Genomic DNA, 19,687 nt, shown 5'->3' with positions numbered 1-19,687 from the left:
CTATCTACTTATTTATCGGTGCTTTGATAATTAAGTTATCGGCTGAATGTAAAAAATATTTAGCCAATAAGGCAATAAATTTAAAATAAATTATAGAGTAATTATTTAATCAATAATTACTCTATCTTAATAAGTTAAACTAACTCATCTTAATGGGCCAAGTCAGTGTAAATGCTGCCCCACCAAGCTCACTATCGCCGATAGAGGCATGACCTTGATGCCACTCCATAATACGGGCCACAATCGCTAACCCTAGGCCAAAACCACCTGTTTCACGGTTTCTTGATTGGTCCCCACGTGAGAAGGCATCAAAAATAACTTGTTTGAACTCATCAGACACGCCATCGCCATTATCTTCTACACAAATTATGCATTGTCCGTTTTCGATAGAAAGAGTCACTCTCACTTTATCATTGCCGTATTTAATGGCGTTACTGATAAAGTTATTCACCGCTCTGTCCATAAAGTGCCCGTCACAACAAACATAACTGTCAGGCATATTATTAATAAACTCAATCGAGTTTACAAATTGATCATGACTGGCTATTTGAAACTTAACTAAATCATTTAAATTAGTGCTAGTAAAATTAAGCGCTGGTTTGTCATTATCAAAAGCAGCATAAATAAGCATCTCATTGATAAGCTCTTCCAGTTCACAAACATCATTACTAATTTGCTTCTGATATTTAGCACGCTTTTCATCGTCTTTGATTGTATCGAGCATCTGCAAGGCAAACTTTGTTCGTGCTAATGGTGTTCTTAACTCATGCGAAACCGCATTAGTTAATTCTTTATGTGCTTCAATAAGCCGCTTTATTCTTGCCGCCATCATGTTAAATGAGGAGATCATAGGCGCTATCATAGTCGACTTTGCTGCGGGTGCCGTACTATCAAATTGCCCTTGACCAAAATCTCTGGTTGCCCTTTTGAGCTGTTCTAAATCACGAGACATAGGCCATAACCAAATAAAAATAACGATACCAAAGGTTGCCAAAATCATTACACGGTAAGTTGCTTTTACTCGCGGCCTTGTTGGCATTTTTGCGGGGCCTAACGTAATGACTGAATCACTATCTTTTAGTAAATAATGAATCATCACTTGATCGTCAAAATAATAAATATGGGCATTTGAGTGTGATAACGCATTGTGATCAGTGTGGTCTATAGCTTCCACTTCAGCTAAAGACACTAACTTTAAAGGTAACTCCCATCGCTCTGCTGCACCAGCTATTATCTCTTCCCATTCTTCTTTAGGATGTTTTTGTACATAATCGCCTGTGGCCATCATCAGGGTTTTATAACCCGTATAAGACTCAATGTCTTGCTCAAGATAAGAATTCCATACTTCATCAAGTGCCCAAGAAAAAATGATGAATGTGGAGATAATAAAGAAATAGAGATTGAAAAACGAACGACCTAATTTCATCGACGTACCTTATCAAGAGATTGTAATAACAATATACCCAAACCACTTGAAGATGCGTGTTTCAGGACGACTAAGCTATTCATGATCAAGGCGCCTCATTTTATTAAGGGTTACTCCCTTAAAAAAGGAGGCAACGAAGAGCATGGTTTGCTTGGACGTCCCCACAGGGCTGGTTTAGAAAAACTTTATTCTGCGTTATTGATTTCGACAAGGGACCAACCCTTCTCTTCAATCAATGCCTTATCTAAAGGCATTTCTAATTCCAGCTGAAACCTGCATCTTCAGGTAGCTTGGGTATAAGCTTAAGAAAAAGGCTTTGTTACTACGAGTAGGTAAACAAAGCCTTGATATTTTAATGACTATAACATCACAGTGACATTAATTTAGAGGGCTAGCTCCATGCATCTGGAACAAATAAATAACCTTGGCCCCAAATAGTTTTGATTCTAAAGGGTGTATCTGTACTGTCATGTAATTTTTTACGTAAACGAGAAATACGTACATCTACACTTCTGTCTAAACCATCATATTCACGGCCAATTACTGCCTTGTATATATAATCGCGGTTTTGCACTTCTCCGGCTTTACCCGCAAGTAACCATAACAAATCAAATTCTTGACTAGTTAAGTCGACATTTTCATCTTGTAAAGTCACTTTACGTGATGCTTTATTGATGTATAAACCACCACAAGTAATTTCACCTTTCTCTTCACTTTGGTTAGGTAAATCTCCGCGGCGTAGCAAGGCGTTTACTCTTGCTAGCAATACGCGAGGTTCAACGGGTTTGATAACATAATCATCTGCACCAATTTCTAAGCCAAGTACCTGATCAAAGTCAGTACTTTTTGCTGTCAGCATTAACACGGGTCCATTAAATTCTGGGCGTAAATCACGGCAAACACCAAAACCATCTTTACCGGGTAACATGACATCTAAAATAATAAGGTCAGGAGAGAAAAGCTTTACTCGTTTAGCTACTGTATCACCACGAAATTCTTGTTTAACGTGGAAACCTTCACTGGTTAGAAAGTCAGTGACTAAATCGGACAGTTGACGGTCATCTTCAACCAATAATATTTTTTTTACGCTTGAGTTACTATCTGGCATGTTCATTTCCTTATTTATTACGCGTTCTTAATGTAAATTGATAAATAACTGTTCTGACAACTGTATTAACAGTTTTCTATATCGTGTTGCTTATTTAGGGTTAGCTTAAACAAGTTATTACGGTTAAACAATAGGCTCTACCAGTTGTTACGAATAAATTACATTTTATAACAGGATGTGAAAAATAAAACTTGCGAGAAGCTAGATAAACACGCAAGATCATTGTCTTAATTTATACCCGTTTGTATAAGAAAGTACTCACTTCTTTATGCGAAATGGAATGACCAAACAATACATTACGATATTGTTTGCTAAAAGCCTTTAGGAATACTATGAAAATCATCTCTTTTAATATTAACGGCCTTCGTGCTCGTCTTCACCAATTACAAGCGATTATCGATAAACATCAGCCCGATATCATTGGTTTACAAGAAATCAAAGTTCATGATGAAGCTTTCCCATTAGAAGCCGTTGAAGCCATGGGTTATCACGTATATTTTCATGGCCAAAAAGCCCATTATGGCGTTGCCATGTTATGCAAAAAAGAAGCTGAGTCAGTACAACGGGGATTTCCTACAGACGATGATGAAGCCCAACGTAGAATGATTATGGTCACAACAACTAATGATAAAGGTGAGAAAGTAACCGTATTAAATGGCTATTTTCCTCAAGGCGAGAATATTAGTCATGAGACTAAATATCCTTATAAGAGAAAATTCTATAAAGATTTAATGACCTACCTTAATGACAATCACGTCAATGACGAAAATGTGGTTGTAATGGGTGACATTAATATTTCTCCGCAAGACTTAGATATTGGTATTGGTGACGTAAACAGTAAACGCTGGTTAAAAAGCGGTAAATGTTCTTTCCAACCTGAAGAAAGAGAATGGTTAACAAGGTTAATGGATTGGGGTTTTGTTGACACCTTCCGTCAATTACATCCCGACACTACCGAGCGTTACTCTTGGTTTGATTATCGCTCGCGTGGCTTTGATGACAACCGCGGTCTTCGTATTGATGTGGTACTAGCGACCAAAAATATGGCTGAGCAATGTATTGAAGCCGATATAGATTATGAATTACGCGCTATTGAAAAGCCTTCAGATCATGCGCCAATTTGGTCAACATTTTCATAAGGTTTACTGTCAATGCATACTGACATCTCTACTAAAGAAATAGCTCAATACCGTTGTCCTTTGTGCCAACAAGCTTTATTGCTCAATGAAAAGAGCTATCGTTGTGAAAACAATCATAGTTTTGATCAAGCAAAACAAGGCTATGTTAATTTATTACCCGTTCAATTTAAGCACTCAAAAGAACCTGGTGATAACAAAGCAATGGTACAAGCTAGACGAGCGTTTCTAGACAAAGGTTATTATCAGCCTTTGTTAGACAGTATGCTCGCGTTATATCAAAAATACAGTGATAAAAATGCAGACATTTTTGATGCTGGCTGCGGTGAGGGTTTTTATACCAATCAGCATAAAACTGAGCATAACAGTGTCTACGGTGTAGATATTGCTAAAGAAACAATAAAGATTGCAGCAAAACGTTATCAAGAGTGCTTTTTTAGCGTAGCTACCCTCTCTGATTTACCTTACGCTAATGAGAAATTTGGTTGGATTTATAGTGTTTATGCGCCAATTTTAGAAAATGAGTTTACTCGGATTTTGAAAAATGAAGGGTACTTTTTAACAGTTACCCCTGCCGACAATCATTTATTTGAGCTTAAATCGCTGATATACCGTCAAGCAAATAAACATGATACGACTAAGCAAATCATTGAAAAATTAACGTTAGTTGAAGAGCAACGATTAAATTACCCGATGAACTTCTCTAATAGTGACGACGTACTGAACTTATTAGCAATGACACCTTTTGCCTTTAAAGCCAATGATGAATTAATTGCTCAATTGACACAACAAAAGCACTTCAGCTGCCAAGCAGACTTTGTTTTACGTTTGTATCAAAAGAAGCATTAGATTGTGGAATAGTAGTTTGATTAACTACTTTGTGGTCGCGAAAGTTAAATGTAAAAGTTGAGCAAGATCGATATACCGTGGTTTATATTTTGCTAAATTAGCAATAGCGGTATCGTTGTTATCGCCATTGCTGCGCTGATTTTGCTCAGCAACTTGCTGTTTTACCTTTTCTAAACCACTATGATACCAAGAAGCTAATGATGGTGGTAATAACTTATCTGCTTTAACACCTGAAAAAACTAATGCCTGCACAGGTAGGCTTAATAAAAACAAACCATAAACAAGTGCTTGAGGTAGTGCATTTAACGCATTACTTATTGAGCCCTGGCCAAGGGGATATCCTGAAGCGATATAGAGCTGCATAATAACAGTAAACATAGCTAACGCAGGAAAATATCGACAAACAAAGCGCGCGCTTTGCACGCCTCGATAATCTTCAAAATATTGAGTTAATTCTGGCTTGTCAGGCCAGAGAGATAAATATTTTTGACCCAATTTAATGAGTTGTACTACGGAGATATTCATACCATTACTATAGCAGCTAGTCCTTATAAGCAACAGTTAGAAATGTAACTAAGCTTTTATTACGAATAACAATTATTAAAAGTTAAATTAAACCGTTTTTATTGTATTGCATCAAGATTTCTAACTAACTCCATCGCTATAATGCCGACAATATTATTATTGCTATAATTATTCGATAACTTTTCATTTTTTTAAAAGACAATAAACATGACTCAACAAAAACCTCAACGCAAAGAGCCCGCTAGTACTGGTGCTATTTTAGTAATTAACTGTGGCAGCTCTTCTGTTAAGTTTTCTTTGATAAAACCATTAAGCGGTGAAACACTATTATCAGGCTTAGCCGAATGCCTACACACCCCTGATGCTAAAATCATCGTCAAACTTAACGGAGAAAAACAGACCTATAAGTTACCCGAGCCATTTAATCATCAAACAGCTCTCTCTGTATTGGTAGAGCAACTACAGCAACTTGGCTTAGTCAAAGATATCACAGCTATCGGTCACCGAGTTGTCCATGGTGGTGAACAATACTCACAACCTACGCTCATTACTGAGGATGTAGAACAAGCTATTAGCCAATTGGCAAAACTTGCACCATTGCATAACCCCGCAAATCTAATTGGTATAAAAGCATGCCAACAAGCCTTTGAAAATTTGCCACAAGTCGCAGTCTTTGATACCGCTTTTCATCAAAGTATGCCTGAAAAGGCTTACATTTACGGCCTTCCCTATTCATTGTACAAAGCGCATGGCATAAGACGTTATGGTTTCCATGGCACCAGCCATTATTTTGTGGCGAAGCAAGCTGCAGAGCAGTTAAACAAGCCGCTTGAACAATGTAATTTAATCAGCGCTCACTTAGGTAATGGTTGTAGTGTAACTGTTATTAAAAATGGTGAAAGTGTTGATACTAGTATGGGTATGACACCTGGCGAAGGTGTCATTATGGGTACTCGTTGTGGCGATCTAGATACCGGAATTATCTTTCATCTAGTCGAAAATTTAGGTTACTCAATTGGTGATGTTGATAAATTAGTCAATAAAGAAAGTGGTTTATTAGGCGTTTCTGGCCTAAGCAACGACGGCCGTACCTTAGAAAATGCCATGTTAGAAGATAATCATGCTCAAGCAACATTAGCCCTGACAATTTTTTGTTATCGTATAGCCAAAACTATTGCCTCTTATAGCGCCAGCTTAACGCAATTAGATGGCCTTATATTTACCGGTGGCATTGGTGAAAATTCAAACTGGGTGCGTACTGAAATAGTTAAGCAACTTGCGTTATTAAACTTTTCTTTAGATGAAGAACAAAATAAAGCAACACGCTTTGGTGCTTCAGGTAATATTGCCACTAAAGATTCAAGAGCTTGTTGGGTTATTGCAACAAACGAAGAATGGGTAATTGCCGAACAATCAGCCCAATTACTAACAAATTTAGTCAAGTAGATGACTACATACTCGTTCACTTCAACATGCATTATTCATCTGGAAGTAGAACGGGTATCTCAATATAAGTAGGATTTAATTTATGCCACATAGAATTATGTTAATCCCTGTTGGCTCAGGTGTCGGCTTAACCAGCGTATCGTTAGGTTTATTACATGCCTGTCAGCAAAAAGGAATTAAAGTAGGACACTTCAAACCCATTAGCCAACCTTCGCGGAACAGCTTAGCTAAAAAAAACAAAACCATTGATGCCATTAGCCTGTCTCAAAATAGCACTAGCGTTTCGCTTAGTTATGTAGAGGGGAAAATGGGCGATGGACTTCACGATGTTGTTTTAGAAGAAATCGTTGCGAATTTCAATGCGTTTAAAGAAGATCACGACGTCATCATTATTGAAGGTCTAGTCCCTACACCAAGACAACCTTATGCTGGTCGCATTAACCGTGATGTAGCTCAAGCACTTGGGGCAAATATTGTCTTAGTTGCTAGCCCGGGAAATGACAGCGCCGAAGAATTTGAAGATAGACTTGAAGTCAGTGCCGAGACCTATGGTGGTATAAAGAACCGACACCTCATTGGTTGTGTTATCAACAAGCTCAATTGCCCTGACCAAGAAGAATTTGGTTTATTACCCAAAGAAGAAGAAATTGAAAATGATTTTAATCTAAACCATTGGTTAGATTTATCAATTTTTAAAGGCAGACACTTTGATTTACTTGGCACGGTTCAATGGGAAATTGATCTCATCGCTCCACGTGTTTGTGATATCAGTAACTACCTTGAAGCTAAAGTAATTAATAATGGCGATATGGAACATCGCCGTTTTCGCAGTGTCGCATTTTGCGCCCGAACCGTATCAAACCTAGTGAGTTACTTGGTTCCTGGTCGACTCATTGTTACGCCAGGTGATCGCACCGATATTATTATTGCTGCCTGTTTATCCGCGTTAAATGGTACTAAATTAGGCGGGTTGATTTTAACCAATGGCTTTGAACCATCCGAGCAAGTTTGGGAGCTATGTAAGCAAGCACTTGATGCGGGTTTACCTGTCTTATCTGTACCTTGGGATACTTGGCAAACATCACGTCATATCATGGGCTTTAATCCTGAAATACCTAAAGACGATATCCAACGCCAAGATAAAGTAAAGCAACATGTAGCCGATAATTTAAGTAGTAGTTGGCTTGAAAGCCTGACCTCGAAAAACAATAGTTATAACTTATTATCACCGCCTGCTTTTAGACATAAATTAACCGAGCTAGCTCGCCAAGCAAATAAATTAATCGTTTTACCTGAAGGAACAGATATACGTACCATTAAAGCGGCTGCAATTTGCTGCGAACGAAACATTGCTCGCTGCCAACTAATAGGTAACAAAGAAGAAATACTTCAGATTGCTGAACATCAAGGTATTAACTTACCAGATAACTTATTAATAACAGATCCCGACTCCATTAGAGATAATTACGTTGGACCTATGGTCGAGCTACGTAAAAATAAAGGCCTAACGGATGTTATTGCCCTAGAAAATTTAAAAGATAATGTTGTTTTAGCGACTATGATGTTACAACTTGGCCAAGTTGATGGCCTAGTTTCTGGCGCAGTAAATACGACAGCAAACACCATAAGACCCGCTTTGCAGTTAATCAAAACTGCACCTGACAGCTCATTAGTTTCATCAGTTTTCTTTATGTTACTACCTGATCAAGTACTTGTTTATGGTGACTGTGCTATTAACCCTGAGCCTAATGCAGAACAGTTGGCTGATATAGCCATTCAATCTGCTGACTCAGCTAGAGCATTTGATATTGAACCAAGAGTTGCCATGATCAGCTACAGTACCGGCAGATCGGGTCATGGTGCTGACGTTGAGAAAGTTGCTAAGGCCACTGAAATTGCTAAAGCGAAGCGACCTGATCTCATTATTGATGGACCACTGCAATATGATGCGGCCATTATGGAGAATGTTGCTAAGAAAAAAGCGCCAAATAGCCCAGTCGCAGGTAAAGCGACAGTATTCATATTCCCTGATTTAAATACTGGTAATACTACTTACAAAGCAGTACAGCGTTCAGCTGACTTAGTGAGCATTGGACCCATGTTACAAGGAATGAATAAACCTGTTAATGATTTATCACGCGGCGCCCTAGTCGATGACATTGTTTATACTATTGCCTTAACGGCGATACAAGCGACCATGTAGCAACAGATACGGTTGATATATACTCGCTATTTTTTATGAAGCCACGGTTAAACTTACTTTCAAGAGGTTTAACCGTATTAAATCTTTATTTTTATAGATAAACAGATCCAACGTCATATTTTAATCACTTATCCTATTCATTAGTATTTAAACGCTTGTTAGACAAAAAACGTACTGCTTATTTTTTTCTTTAAAATCAATCGATAAAGACGTACATTGAGACTTATCCACAACCATACACACAGCTTCTGTGGATATAAATTTCAAAGATAACTAGCAGGGTTTATATTAAATATCTTAGTAAAACCTTCGTAAATAGCCACTTTAAACAGCTTTCCCCTAGAACCATGCATTTGTTAAGACGCAGCCCTTAGCAGAATGTCAGGTAATCTCGACAAATTAAACATTACAACAAGCAACTAGTGCTATAGTTGAACAGTCTACCTTTTGTTAAAGATGAATTTATAAATACAGCGATTGAAGCACTATGGTTAATCATTATCTGGTAATATAAAATCAAACTTATACTCGTTATCATTCAATTAATAAATAACATTCAAACAGGAATACTATGATCACTTTATACGGCATAAAAAATTGCGATACCGTGAAAAAAGCCACTAAATGGCTTGAAGCAAACGATATAGCTCATCAACTTTATGACTTTAAAAAGCAACCGCTAACAGCCGAACTACTAACAGAGTTTGTCAGCCAAAGTGATTGGTCATTATTATTAAACAAACGTAGTACAACATTTCGTAATCTACCTGATGAGATAAAGAATAACTTAACAGATGAAATAATGTTTGCTGCGGTACTTGAGCAACCCACCTTACTTAAAAGACCTCTGTTACCATTAAATGGTGAACTCAACCTCGGCTTTAAAGTTGATCAGTACCAAACACTTTTCGCAGACAAATAAATATATATTTACATAAAATAAGCCACATCATCAAAAACTAAGTAAAGGTAGTCCTTGTGAGTAAAATTGAACAAAAAAATCAAAGTGAAGTTATTGAGCTGGCAATAGACTTAATGTCTAGAGCCTCAGTTACCCCAGAAGATGCTGGCTGTCAAAAATTGATGGCACAACGATTGGCACAACTTGGGTTTACTAATGAAAGCATGATTTTTGCCGATACCATAAACCTTTGGTCTCGTCGTGACAGCACTAATGCTACGAAAGAAGATGACTTAGTTTTTTGTTTTGCTGGCCACACCGATGTAGTACCAGCAGGCAACCTTGAAATATGGAATACCCCGCCATTTGAGCCAACGATTATTGATGGTATGTTATATGGCCGTGGCGCAGCAGACATGAAAGGTAGTCTCGCGGCAATGATAGTGGCGACAGAACGCTTTGTTCAAGACCACCCAGATCATCAAGGTTCAATCACTTATTTAATCACAAGTGATGAAGAAGGCCCCTTCATCAATGGCACCACTAAAGTGATTGATACGTTAGAGGCGCGTAATGAAAAAATCACTTACTGCATAGTCGGTGAACCTTCAAGTACTCACGCCGTCGGCGATATCGTGAAAAATGGCCGACGCGGTTCTATTTCTGCTGAAGTAGATATTAAAGGTAAACAAGGTCATGTTGCTTACCCTGATCATGTGAGAAATCCGATTCACTTAGCTATGCCAGCATTAACAGAATTAAGTCAGGTACAATGGGATAATGGTAATGATTATTTCCCGGCGACCAGTTTTCAACTGTCTAATATTAATGCGGGTACTGGTGCAACAAATGTTGTTCCTGGGCATATCAACGCCTTATTTAACTTACGTTATAGCACTGAATTAACTGATCAAATTATTGTTGAACAAGTAGAGTCTATTCTTGATAAACATCAACTTGATTATGATATAAAGTGGACTTTTAATGGTAAGCCGTTTATCACAGAACATGTTGAATCAGAACATGGATTTTTGAACGCCGTAAGCCAAGCAATACTTTCAGTTACCGGTACAGAAACTCAGTTATCCACTTCAGGTGGTACCTCCGATGGTCGATTCATTGCGCCAACGGGGGCACAAGTCATTGAACTTGGACCATGTAACGCAACTATCCACCAAGTAAATGAATCTGTTTCATGTGATGATTTAGAAAAGCTCGTTGATATTTATTATCATTGTTTGGTTAATGTTTTATGTACGCATAAAACCATTAGTTAGTTATAAGGTTTCATTTAGCAATGCGAACGATCAATCACATTAAGAGTGTAAATCCAACTCAATTATTGGGGAAAAATGAAGAGCATCTCTACTATGTAAGTGAACGAGTTGCCATTCATCAAGAGATGAAAGACGCCTTTGATGATATGGTGAATGCGGCTAAAGCTGACGCTATTGAGTTAACGATTGCTAGTGGTTTTAGATCTTTCGAACGACAACTTATGCTATGGAATAACAAATTTTCTGGGAAAACATCGATTAAAAATAGAGCTGGAGAAGTTGTTTCTCCAGAGCACTTATCTCCACTTGAATTAATTCATAATATTTTACTTTATTCCGCGCTCCCCGGTGCGAGCCGTCATCATTGGGGTTGTGATATTGATGTTTATGCGCCAAATTTATTAGCTAAAGATTATCAACTTCAACTTGAACCATGGGAATACAGTGAACAAGGGCCACTAGCAAAGCTATCTGTTTGGCTTGCTCACCACGCGCACCAGTTTGGCTTTTATTTCCCTTATGAGAGCTTCCAAGGTGGTGTTGCCGAAGAGCCTTGGCATATATCATATCTGCCGTTAGCTCAGCAGTACCAGCAAGCTTTTGATATTGAATTATTAACACTAACATTAAGTAACAGCAGTATCTTAGGCAAGCATGTCATTATTGAAAACTTAGATGACATAGCAAAGCGTTATATTAACAATGTTTGTGCAGCACCAACCAATGTTATACTGCCTAAATAATTATCCTAGAATACTAATTTTAGCGAATTAACTTCACAAACTTACCAAGAGGCACTCCAATGGACAATTGGTTAGCTATTTTTATAATCGTAATAACAGTCGTTATTATCATAGGGAATTTGAGTACATTTCAAAAAAGCTCAAAGCAAAAAATGCGTAAAAACAGTTTAAACGACCGAGAAGAAACACTACCAAGAACGAATAAAAGTTCGCATAAAATGGAGCCGGTCGCTAAAAAAAAGAACTAACGTAATGCTCGTTCTTAAAAACTGAAGTCAGATTTCAGATATAAAAAAACTCCAACTAGTGGAGTTTTTTTATGTCTTTTTTTATGCCTGTTTAGTAACGAAGTAACTACTTCATAATTACTTCGCGAAAGCCAAGATTAGAATACATCTCTAAACGATAGTCCCTTCTCTACCACTGGGAAAATTCGCTCAAGCGCTTCTAAGGTCAATGGCTCACCATCAGAATTATAGATAGTTACCGAGGTTTTCTGGTTAAGCTCATCTATAGCTCCTAACACAAATTGGTACTGAGCATCACTAACATCAATGACGGGTACATCATCACCCCAGATGCTATCCCAAACACTCGACTCAGGTTTAACAAACTCTACATAATAAATCTTTTTATCTTCATTTAAATCGGTAATCGTAAAGCCATGTTTTTCAAAGAACAATGGCATATTACCCCATAGGTCTTCTAAGCCCATCTCAACAATATACGCTTGTTCCGCTTCAATGTTTTTACCTATGGTCACTAATTTTTGATTCGCACGAGTTAAGCGATCCGCACGTTGTTGAAGACGATAGTTATAATCAACCGCAGCAATGAGCTCATTAAGCATGGCTTTTTCAGCTCTTTGCTTATCAATTGGATCCATTGTTTTACTGCCGCCCTTTTCATCTGTTTGTAAAAAGTCGACTAATGAAACGCGTAATGAAACACTGCGACCATGAGACTTAGCTAACAATTGAAAACGAAAACGTACGCTTTTTGAAAACTGAATATCTGTGAAGATCCAACCAACATCAACTTCGTTGTGATACCAATCGGACTCAATAATGGCCGTTTTAATACCTTCTCTCTTAATGCTAGTTTCTTTTAAACTAGTTGCTCCTTCAGTAACCTTGCTTAAGGTTACTTCAGTGTCTTCTTCAATGTAGTCATAGGTAATTTTATCTTCTGCTAATTTTTCTATGACAACCTTTTCAATAAACGCCAATAAATCTTTATCTTCTAAAACTTTATCAAACCAAATAATAGCGATACCAGACTCTTCAACAACACGTGAAGATGCAGCAACAGGCATCACCAATGAAGGTGCTCTAATATCCATGTCTTCACCAACAGGACCTTGGTGATTTATTTTATTGGTAACAAAAAAATCATTCGCTTGCTTTGGTTTACTCAAATTAGCAGGAATCACGAGATCGTTAGCTTCAAGCTTGTGCTGATAATCAAAACCACCATCTGCTTGCTTGTTATTAACAGAACCACAAGCTGTGATCGACAAGGCTAACAGTGATAAATAAAATGCTCTACAACTCATTAAAACTCCTGTGGCTTAGGTTATTGATATTCAAAACCTGCTAAGCTCACTAAAAAATACTTAAAATCTCTAAAATAAAATCGATATAAGACAGGGCTAATATTGCGCCCCATGGTACTTGCCTGATTTTACAAACACAAGGTATATGACCACAAAAATGTAAGATGATTCCAACTTTTATCATGATAAGTTACAATGCGCCTTTCTAGACAACTTAGGCGTAATAAATGCCACAATATTTAGTACTAACAGCGATGGGATCTGACAGAACAGGTTGTGTTAGTGAATTAACTAAATTAGCAAGTGAATGCGAATGTAATATACTAGATAGCCGAATGGCCATTTTTGGCTCTGAATTTACTTTCATTATGTTACTTACAGGTGATACCAGGGCGATTAATAAGATTGAGATGAAGATTCCTCAACTTGCCCATAGTTTAGATTTAATCACTATGATGAAGCGCACGTCTGGTCACAGAACATTTGATTTAGTAAAACATTACCGAGCTGAGTACTCTGGCATAGACCAACCCGGTATTCTAAAAGCAATGACCGCTTTTTTTGCCACTCGTAAAATAGACATTTCTTCGTTAAAGTCGAAAATAGATCCAAAAACCAATCATATGAGTGCGAACATATTGTTTGCTTTAACGGAAAAAATTAGTATTGATGAACTGGAATATGATTTTCTAGAGCTTTGTCAGCAAACCGATGTACAAGGTTTTATCATCAAAGCTAATGCCAATTTATTACAGTGATAGACTCTTGATTATTCAGGATTGAAATGTAAAGCAGCTTTTGTTTGAAAGATAAATTGTGTTATTGCACATTCATGTAGCCACTTAATGAACTCTGCCTTGCTAACTTATAAAACAAACTGCTGTAAAGTAATATCGAAAGATCAACAGTCCATAGAAAACAATTTAAAAACAAATAGAAGTGACTTTATTATGAATACTCTAAACGTTGGTGATACCGCACCACTATTTACACTAAACAATGAAAATGATGAGCCAATCTCGTTAACTGATTATATTGGTAAACAGCAAGTATTAATCTACTTTTATCCTAAAGCAATGACTCCGGGTTGTACCGTTCAAGCCCAAGGTTTGCGTGATATCAAAGCTGAGCTTACTGAATTAAATACCGTTGTTTTTGGTATTAGTCCTGACGAAGTAAAACGTTTAATTAAATTCTGCCAACGTGATGAACTAAATTTCTCATTGTTATCTGATGTTGATCATCAAGTAGCTGATCAATTTGGAGTTTGGGGTTTGAAAAAGTTCATGGGGAAAGAATATGACGGTATTCACCGTTTGAGTTTTTTAATTGGACTTGATGGAAAAATCAGCCATGTTTTTAATAAGTTTAAAACTAAAGAGCATCATGATGTAGTCTTAGCCGTTTTAAACGAGTTAAAGAAGTAACGTATTGAAATGTTATAGCGCTAATTAACGTTATAAATAAAAAGCCCTAAGCTAAATAAAATTAGCTTAGGGCTTTTTTAATGTACAAGTGAGTAAAGTACTTACGTTATTTTACTTTAAAGTCGTATGGCACAGGCATTTAGCTAACGCCCTTATAGCCTTTTGATAGCATGGTTACTAGCTATCACTACTTCTAGCTTTCACTCGTCACGGCAGGTCCCGGAATAGACGGCCAAGCATTAATGACAGCTTTGACTAATGTTGCCAAAGGGATTGCAAAAAATATGCCCCAAAATCCCCATAAACCACCAAAAAATATCACCGCGATAATAATGACCACGGGGTGTAAATTAACAGCTTCAGAGAACAGCAAAGGCACAATAACATTACCATCAATCGCCTGAATTAAACCATAAGCAAGCATAACGTAACCAAACTCACTACTTACACCGAACTGAAAAAGAGCAACTAAGAGCACAGGTAAGGTGACAACGGTTGCACCTACATAAGGAACAAGTACTGATAAGCCGACTAAAACGCCCAATAGTAAGGCATATTGCAAATCAAGAAAGATAAAAGCAATAGTAGTAGATGCCCCAACAATAATTATTTCAATCACTTTTCCGCGAATATAATTTAAAATTTGTTGGTTCATTTCTTGGCTCACTTTAATTGCCATGCGGCGTTCTTTAGGCAAGAAGTGGGCAATACTGCTCATTAACTCTGTTTTATCTTTTAAAAAGAAGAACACCATTAAGGGTACAAGGATCAAATAAACCATTAAGGCGACAATATCGGAAATTGAGTTCAAAGACGCTCTAAGTGCAACCTGCCCCCATTCAAGTAAATTATCATTAACCATGACAATGAAACTTTCAATTTGCGAGACGTGGACAAAATCAGGGTATTTCTCTGGCAAGGTCAGTAAGTAACCTTGTCCTTGACTGATCATATGAGGAACTTCTTGCAATAAATTACTGCTTTGCTTCCAAATAATAGGCATTAAACCTAATACAGCTAATAAGGAGAAACTCAGAAAAGTAACAACAACTACTACCGTAGCACTAGAACGCGACATTGAGCTTTGCATTAGTTTGTTAACTGGAAGGTCTAACAAAAAAGCTAATGCTATTGCAACAAATACCGGCATCAATAAATTGCTAAATAAAGCAATAAATAATGCTATACAGACTAAAATAACAACCAACGTGACCGCGTGAGGATCTGAAAACTTACGTGTATACCAATCACTAAATAACTTAAACATAACTACCCATTCTTTAATTTTTGCTTGTATGACTTGTTCGACTAATACTTATCTCGACAATACCGATCTCAGTAGTTTGTTTTTGATAAAAATATCCCTGCTTATCTAACAATTTAGGAATATCATTAATAGAGCCAGTATCATCAATAGTGATAATACATTGATCATCATCTTGCATTTTTTTTAGTAATAAACGTAATTTAACCAAAGGCACAGGACATTTCTCTCCTCTACCATCATATTTATAAATCATAGAAAACTTAAAACAGCGCTTTAGTTTAATTCACTAATTTGCGACAATTAATCCATTGTATAAATTAAAGTTATCATAACGTACCTCTATAGCCGTTACCAATCAAAGTGTAGGATTTCAGTAGGAATTGAAATTACGTTTAAACCTATCATAGAAGTGCTTGAGCATATTATCTCAAATAACTATTATGTCATCACTGCGCTTTGAAATTAAATTGCATAATCTCCATAAAGTTGCATTCTTATGGAGTACGGATATAAAGATAAGCCCTATGAAAACCTACTTATTGTCAGGAATATTAATTAAATGAGCTCATTAAGTACCAACGCTAGCTTAAAAGAGATTAATGCTTATAAAAAGCAAATTAATTGGGGAGAAGTATCCTCTATATATCATATGTTTTCTTCTTCGTTAGGTGAAGTAGATGGCATACTTACTCATGGGTTTGATAGTGCGTATAAACAAATATTAAACCAAAACTCATGGAATTTAGCTTTGTTAGGCGCTAGTAAAAAAGCAGATGGTAGTATTCAGGTGAAGAATAAACCACAAATCACCTTACGCCATGAATTTAATGACATGGGCTATGAACTACATTGTTATCCTGCTATTGATGGCGAAGTCGTTACTCATAGTATGATTGACAAAGGCAACTGCCCTTTTAATAATTGGTTACCTGAAAAGACACAGATGCTCTTTCGTCTTAATAGCTTAGTTGCTTTTGCTATTTACAGTTTCCAAAGTGGGGATGAAGCAGATATAGCACTGTTAAAATATGCGCATTACAAAGTGAAAGAATTAATCACAACTTTAAGCGAATCTTTTCAGATTATTGTGGTCAAAGGCTATAGTATAGCGGAGTTTTACCAAGAAATAGCCAAAAGAAATGGTAATATCCTTACCCAAGACACTTAAGTGCTCTCTGTTACTCTCGTATATTTCCATTATGACCCTAGGATGTAATATTGCTTAACCTAAAACCCATGTTTACTGCCTTGTTATTTACATTAGGCATCGCAGCCGCTACTAGCTTTAATGCAAGTGCTATTGATAATCATAACAATAAAAATAAGTTACCCGATATAGGCATTTCTGGCTACAGCGTATTATCTACCGATAAAGAGCTGCAAATCGGTAAAGCAATGATGCGGCAATTACGCGCTTCACAACCGCTAATTCAAGACCCAGTTTTAATTGAATATATAAATCACTTAGGTAATAGCCTAGTGAAAAATGCTCAAGGGGTGAATTATGCGTTTGAGTTTTTTCTTATCAATAATAACGAATTAAACGCTTTTGCTTTTTTTGGCGGTCATGTAGGCATCCATAGTGGTTTAATAACAACAGCTGATACAGAAAGTGAATTAGCTTCTGTTATTGCTCATGAAATTTCTCACGTTACTCAGCGCCATTTAGCCCGACGTCTTGAATCACAAAGCCAAACTCAAGGTTTAACCATGGCTGCTATGCTGTCTAGTGTATTGATTACCTTGGTTAACCCTACCGTTGGTATCGCCGCACTAAGCGCAAGTATGGCCGTAACGCAACAAGCCAGCATTAACTACACTCGTGGTAATGAAAAAGAAGCAGACCGAGTAGGTATTGCTTTACTAGCGAGCAGCAATTATGACCCTCAAGGTGCTGCAAGCTTTTTTAGTAAAATGTCGACTAAGTACCGCTATGCCAGCAAACCACCGGCAATGTTGCTTACTCATCCATTACCTGAATCGCGTATAGCTGATGCTCGCCAGCGTGCATTAAACTACCCAGCAAGACCTTTACCACCTAGTTTAGGTTTTGAATTAACCAAAGCAAGATTAAAGTCTAGATATCAAGGCGAGGCAAAATCCAATATTAGTTTCTTTAAACTACAGTTGGAGAAAAAACGCTACGCTATTAAAGCTGCTGCACAATATGGTTTAGCACTATCATATTTTGAAAACAAACAAACTAGTGAAGCTTTGCAGTTATTAGAGATGTTAGAAAAAAATGATAAGGATAATTTATTTTATGTTGATGCCTTAACGGATGTTTACATAGCAAATAATCAGGCCAACAAAGCAATAAAGATGCTTGAACGATTAAACTTATTCATGCCTAACAATCAGGTAGTCAGTTTAAACTATGCTAACGCCCTACTCAGCGTGAAAGAATATGATCTTGCAGCGCAAATATTACAGGACTTTTTATTAGTCAACCCAGGTAACTTTATCGCTTATGATATATTAACTACCTTGTATAGAACTCAAGAGAAAACAGGTTTAATGCACATGAGTAAAGCAGAAGTATATGCGTTACTTGGCGCATACCCAAAAGCAGTTGATGAATTGCAGACCAGTTATGCATTTCTTGATGAGCAGCCTTTAATGCAAAAAAGAGTGAAGGCCCGGATATTACAATTACAAGAACAAGAAAATCGTTTAAAACGTTTATAACAAGTTGACTGTATTAACCTGTCAGCTTGTTAGCATTTACATTACCGTTTAACTAGCAATTAATTATGAAAGGAAAACCATGTTTACTATTTATCACAACTCAAGATGTTCTAAGAGTCGCCAAACACTTGCATTACTTGAAGAACAAGCACAAAAAACAAATCAGGAAATCACTATTGTTGAGTACTTAAAAACACCAATTGATCACGCCCAGATTAAGCAGTTATTAGCGCAGCTTAATTGTACAGCCATTGAAATGATGCGGGTAAAAGAAGCCGAATTTTCTGAAAATAATTTAAAAGGTGCTAATGAAGAAGAGTTGATTAACGCCATGGCAAATACGGCGAAACTTATTGAACGCCCTATCGTTACTGATGGCAATAAAGCAATTATTGGACGTCCTCCTGAAAATGTTTTAACTTTTTTTAAACAGTAAGTTACTAAATTACCATTTAATCCTTAATGTAGATAAGCAGCCAAATGAACAAACAAAGATTTTCAACGAGTAATTATAAAAAAATAGCCTTAGCAGGTTATTTTTCTTTATTAGTATTTATGCCGTTATGGTTAATAGTACTAAGTCCAAGCGAGAGTTTAAGTACGACAACGTCACTGGTAATGTTTACCTTGCCGTTATTATTTCCATTAAAGGGATTGTTACAAGGAAACCCTTTCACCTATGCTTGGTCAAACTTTATTGTTTTAATCTATTTTTTGCATAGTTTAACGACCCTTTGGGTATTGCCAGCAGATAGAGTTTGGGCAATGTTAGAGTTGATATTTGCTAGTGCTATGTTTTTTGGCGCGACTTATTACGCCAAATTTCGTGGTCAAGAACTTGGTCTGAGCATTCGGAAAAAGAAAGAAAGTAAATAATTCTAATACCGAGTAATACCAATTCAAGTAAGTTTCTTCTCACTCAGCGAGACTTAAAAGTCTTAGAGGTAAGGCATTGATTGAAGATAATGGTTTTTCCCTTATCAAAATCAATAACGCGGCATGTAAGCCTTTACTTTTTATTAGGTACTCGCCCTTTGGGAGTTTGTCAGCAATCTGATAACTGCACATAATTTTCTTAAGATAGAATGACTATACATAAAAAAATTCTATTTGTTCTCAAACCGCTGACAAGCTCT

At 36.9% G+C, this 19,687-nt stretch carries 19 protein-coding genes; 13 read left to right on the top strand and 6 right to left on the bottom strand.

All coding sequences use genetic code 11. From position 1 onward, the window contains the following. Positions 1-139 precede the first annotated feature (139 nt). Both CXF79_RS10575 and CXF79_RS10565 read right to left on the bottom strand, forming a co-directional pair. Positions 140-1,426: an ATP-binding protein gene (locus CXF79_RS10575; RefSeq protein ID WP_101154886.1), complete on the bottom strand. Its 1,287-nt coding sequence runs from the start codon at positions 1,424-1,426 to the stop codon at positions 140-142. Between the two features lie 391 nt (positions 1,427-1,817). Beyond that, positions 1,818-2,534, bottom strand: coding sequence for a response regulator (locus tag CXF79_RS10565; protein WP_011043955.1), 717 nt, complete (start codon positions 2,532-2,534; stop codon positions 1,818-1,820). Between the two features lie 332 nt (positions 2,535-2,866). On the opposite strand from CXF79_RS10565, the gene xthA reads away from it, so the two are divergent. Together xthA and rlmA are read left to right on the top strand one after the other, a co-directional pair. Next, a complete protein-coding gene (gene xthA, locus CXF79_RS10560; RefSeq protein WP_011043956.1) occupies positions 2,867-3,673 on the top strand; it encodes an exodeoxyribonuclease III in 807 nt (268 codons plus the stop codon). A 12-nt stretch (positions 3,674-3,685) separates the two neighbouring features. After that, positions 3,686-4,519 carry a 23S rRNA (guanine(745)-N(1))-methyltransferase gene (rlmA, locus tag CXF79_RS10555; RefSeq protein ID WP_101154884.1) on the top strand — a complete coding sequence of 278 codons (834 nt, stop codon included), beginning with the start codon at positions 3,686-3,688 and terminating at the stop codon, positions 4,517-4,519. Positions 4,520-4,543: 24 nt separating this feature from the next. Here rlmA and yfbV read toward each other — a convergent pair whose 3' ends face one another. Next, entirely contained in the window at positions 4,544-5,044 is a 501-nt protein-coding gene (gene yfbV, locus CXF79_RS10550) for a terminus macrodomain insulation protein YfbV (RefSeq protein ID WP_041737053.1), read from the bottom strand. A gap of 207 nt (positions 5,045-5,251) precedes the next feature. Between yfbV and CXF79_RS10545 the strand changes: the two genes are divergently transcribed. The 5 genes from CXF79_RS10545 (at position 5,252) to CXF79_RS10525 (ending at position 11,614) form a co-directional block, all read left to right on the top strand. After that, positions 5,252-6,490, top strand: a complete 1,239-nt coding sequence (locus tag CXF79_RS10545; RefSeq protein WP_101154883.1) for an acetate/propionate family kinase — start codon at positions 5,252-5,254, stop codon at positions 6,488-6,490. Positions 6,491-6,572: 82 nt separating this feature from the next. Beyond that, positions 6,573-8,693, top strand: a complete 2,121-nt coding sequence (gene pta, locus CXF79_RS10540; RefSeq protein WP_011043960.1) for a phosphate acetyltransferase — start codon at positions 6,573-6,575, stop codon at positions 8,691-8,693. Positions 8,694-9,264: 571 nt separating this feature from the next. Continuing rightward, positions 9,265-9,615, top strand: coding sequence for an arsenate reductase (locus CXF79_RS10535; protein ID WP_011043961.1), 351 nt, complete (start codon positions 9,265-9,267; stop codon positions 9,613-9,615). A gap of 65 nt (positions 9,616-9,680) precedes the next feature. Next, positions 9,681-10,871 carry a succinyl-diaminopimelate desuccinylase gene (gene dapE / locus CXF79_RS10530; protein ID WP_442871898.1) on the top strand — a complete coding sequence of 397 codons (1,191 nt, stop codon included), beginning with the start codon at positions 9,681-9,683 and terminating at the stop codon, positions 10,869-10,871. A 20-nt stretch (positions 10,872-10,891) separates the two neighbouring features. Beyond that, entirely contained in the window at positions 10,892-11,614 is a 723-nt protein-coding gene (locus CXF79_RS10525; RefSeq protein ID WP_101154881.1) for a M15 family metallopeptidase, read from the top strand. A gap of 385 nt (positions 11,615-11,999) precedes the next feature. Here CXF79_RS10525 and bamC read toward each other — a convergent pair whose 3' ends face one another. Further along, complete coding sequence (gene bamC, locus CXF79_RS10515; protein WP_101154880.1) at positions 12,000-13,169, bottom strand: outer membrane protein assembly factor BamC; 1,170 nt, start codon at positions 13,167-13,169, stop codon at positions 12,000-12,002. 227 nt (positions 13,170-13,396) lie between these two features. Between bamC and CXF79_RS10510 the strand changes: the two genes are divergently transcribed. Then, positions 13,397-13,927 (top strand): glycine cleavage system protein R, encoded by a 531-nt coding sequence (locus CXF79_RS10510; RefSeq protein ID WP_011043968.1) that lies wholly within the window; start codon positions 13,397-13,399, stop codon positions 13,925-13,927. A gap of 192 nt (positions 13,928-14,119) precedes the next feature. Next, positions 14,120-14,596 (top strand): thioredoxin-dependent thiol peroxidase, encoded by a 477-nt coding sequence (gene bcp, locus CXF79_RS10505; protein ID WP_101154879.1) that lies wholly within the window; start codon positions 14,120-14,122, stop codon positions 14,594-14,596. Between the two features lie 193 nt (positions 14,597-14,789). On the opposite strand, the gene CXF79_RS10500 is transcribed toward bcp, so the two are convergent. Beyond that, the gene (locus CXF79_RS10500; RefSeq protein ID WP_101154878.1) at positions 14,790-15,863 is read right to left on the bottom strand and encodes an AI-2E family transporter; all 1,074 of its coding nucleotides are present in this window, start codon (positions 15,861-15,863) and stop codon (positions 14,790-14,792) included. Between the two features lie 13 nt (positions 15,864-15,876). Beyond that, on the bottom strand, positions 15,877-16,116 hold the full coding sequence (locus CXF79_RS10495) for a sulfurtransferase TusA family protein (RefSeq protein ID WP_101154877.1): 240 nt from the start codon (positions 16,114-16,116) through the stop codon (positions 15,877-15,879). Positions 16,117-16,422: 306 nt separating this feature from the next. Between CXF79_RS10495 and CXF79_RS10490 the strand changes: the two genes are divergently transcribed. The 4 genes from CXF79_RS10490 (at position 16,423) to CXF79_RS10475 (ending at position 19,427) form a co-directional block, all read left to right on the top strand. After that, positions 16,423-17,031 (top strand): hypothetical protein, encoded by a 609-nt coding sequence (locus CXF79_RS10490; protein ID WP_011043972.1) that lies wholly within the window; start codon positions 16,423-16,425, stop codon positions 17,029-17,031. Between the two features lie 50 nt (positions 17,032-17,081). Then, the gene (locus CXF79_RS10485; protein ID WP_232769138.1) at positions 17,082-18,551 is read left to right on the top strand and encodes a beta-barrel assembly-enhancing protease; all 1,470 of its coding nucleotides are present in this window, start codon (positions 17,082-17,084) and stop codon (positions 18,549-18,551) included. 79 nt (positions 18,552-18,630) lie between these two features. Then, entirely contained in the window at positions 18,631-18,987 is a 357-nt protein-coding gene (arsC, locus tag CXF79_RS10480; RefSeq protein WP_011043974.1) for an arsenate reductase (glutaredoxin), read from the top strand. Between the two features lie 44 nt (positions 18,988-19,031). Beyond that, positions 19,032-19,427, top strand: coding sequence for a DUF2069 domain-containing protein (locus CXF79_RS10475; protein ID WP_011043975.1), 396 nt, complete (start codon positions 19,032-19,034; stop codon positions 19,425-19,427). Positions 19,428-19,687: the final 260 nt, after the last annotated feature.

The sequence above is a fragment of the Colwellia sp. Bg11-28 genome (assembly GCF_002836245.1).
Lineage (GTDB): Bacteria > Pseudomonadota > Gammaproteobacteria > Enterobacterales > Alteromonadaceae > Colwellia > Colwellia psychrerythraea_A.
Note: the sequence above shows the minus strand (reverse complement) of the source record. Positions and strands in the feature narration are given on the sequence as shown.

Coding starts and splice junctions, on each gene's coding strand:
- CXF79_RS10475 (WP_011043975.1), top strand. CDS start 19,032: ATGAACAAACAAAGATTTTCAACGAGTAATTATAAAAAAATAGCCTTA.
- xthA (WP_011043956.1), top strand. CDS start 2,867: ATGAAAATCATCTCTTTTAATATTAACGGCCTTCGTGCTCGTCTTCAC.
- yfbV (WP_041737053.1), bottom strand. CDS start 5,044: ATGAATATCTCCGTAGTACAACTCATTAAATTGGGTCAAAAATATTTA.
- bamC (WP_101154880.1), bottom strand. CDS start 13,169: ATGAGTTGTAGAGCATTTTATTTATCACTGTTAGCCTTGTCGATCACA.
- rlmA (WP_101154884.1), top strand. CDS start 3,686: ATGCATACTGACATCTCTACTAAAGAAATAGCTCAATACCGTTGTCCT.
- CXF79_RS10495 (WP_101154877.1), bottom strand. CDS start 16,116: ATGATTTATAAATATGATGGTAGAGGAGAGAAATGTCCTGTGCCTTTG.
- bcp (WP_101154879.1), top strand. CDS start 14,120: ATGAATACTCTAAACGTTGGTGATACCGCACCACTATTTACACTAAAC.
- CXF79_RS10545 (WP_101154883.1), top strand. CDS start 5,252: ATGACTCAACAAAAACCTCAACGCAAAGAGCCCGCTAGTACTGGTGCT.
- CXF79_RS10490 (WP_011043972.1), top strand. CDS start 16,423: ATGAGCTCATTAAGTACCAACGCTAGCTTAAAAGAGATTAATGCTTAT.
- CXF79_RS10575 (WP_101154886.1), bottom strand. CDS start 1,426: ATGAAATTAGGTCGTTCGTTTTTCAATCTCTATTTCTTTATTATCTCC.
- arsC (WP_011043974.1), top strand. CDS start 18,631: ATGTTTACTATTTATCACAACTCAAGATGTTCTAAGAGTCGCCAAACA.
- CXF79_RS10500 (WP_101154878.1), bottom strand. CDS start 15,863: ATGTTTAAGTTATTTAGTGATTGGTATACACGTAAGTTTTCAGATCCT.
- CXF79_RS10510 (WP_011043968.1), top strand. CDS start 13,397: ATGCCACAATATTTAGTACTAACAGCGATGGGATCTGACAGAACAGGT.
- CXF79_RS10565 (WP_011043955.1), bottom strand. CDS start 2,534: ATGCCAGATAGTAACTCAAGCGTAAAAAAAATATTATTGGTTGAAGAT.
- pta (WP_011043960.1), top strand. CDS start 6,573: ATGCCACATAGAATTATGTTAATCCCTGTTGGCTCAGGTGTCGGCTTA.
- CXF79_RS10535 (WP_011043961.1), top strand. CDS start 9,265: ATGATCACTTTATACGGCATAAAAAATTGCGATACCGTGAAAAAAGCC.
- CXF79_RS10525 (WP_101154881.1), top strand. CDS start 10,892: ATGCGAACGATCAATCACATTAAGAGTGTAAATCCAACTCAATTATTG.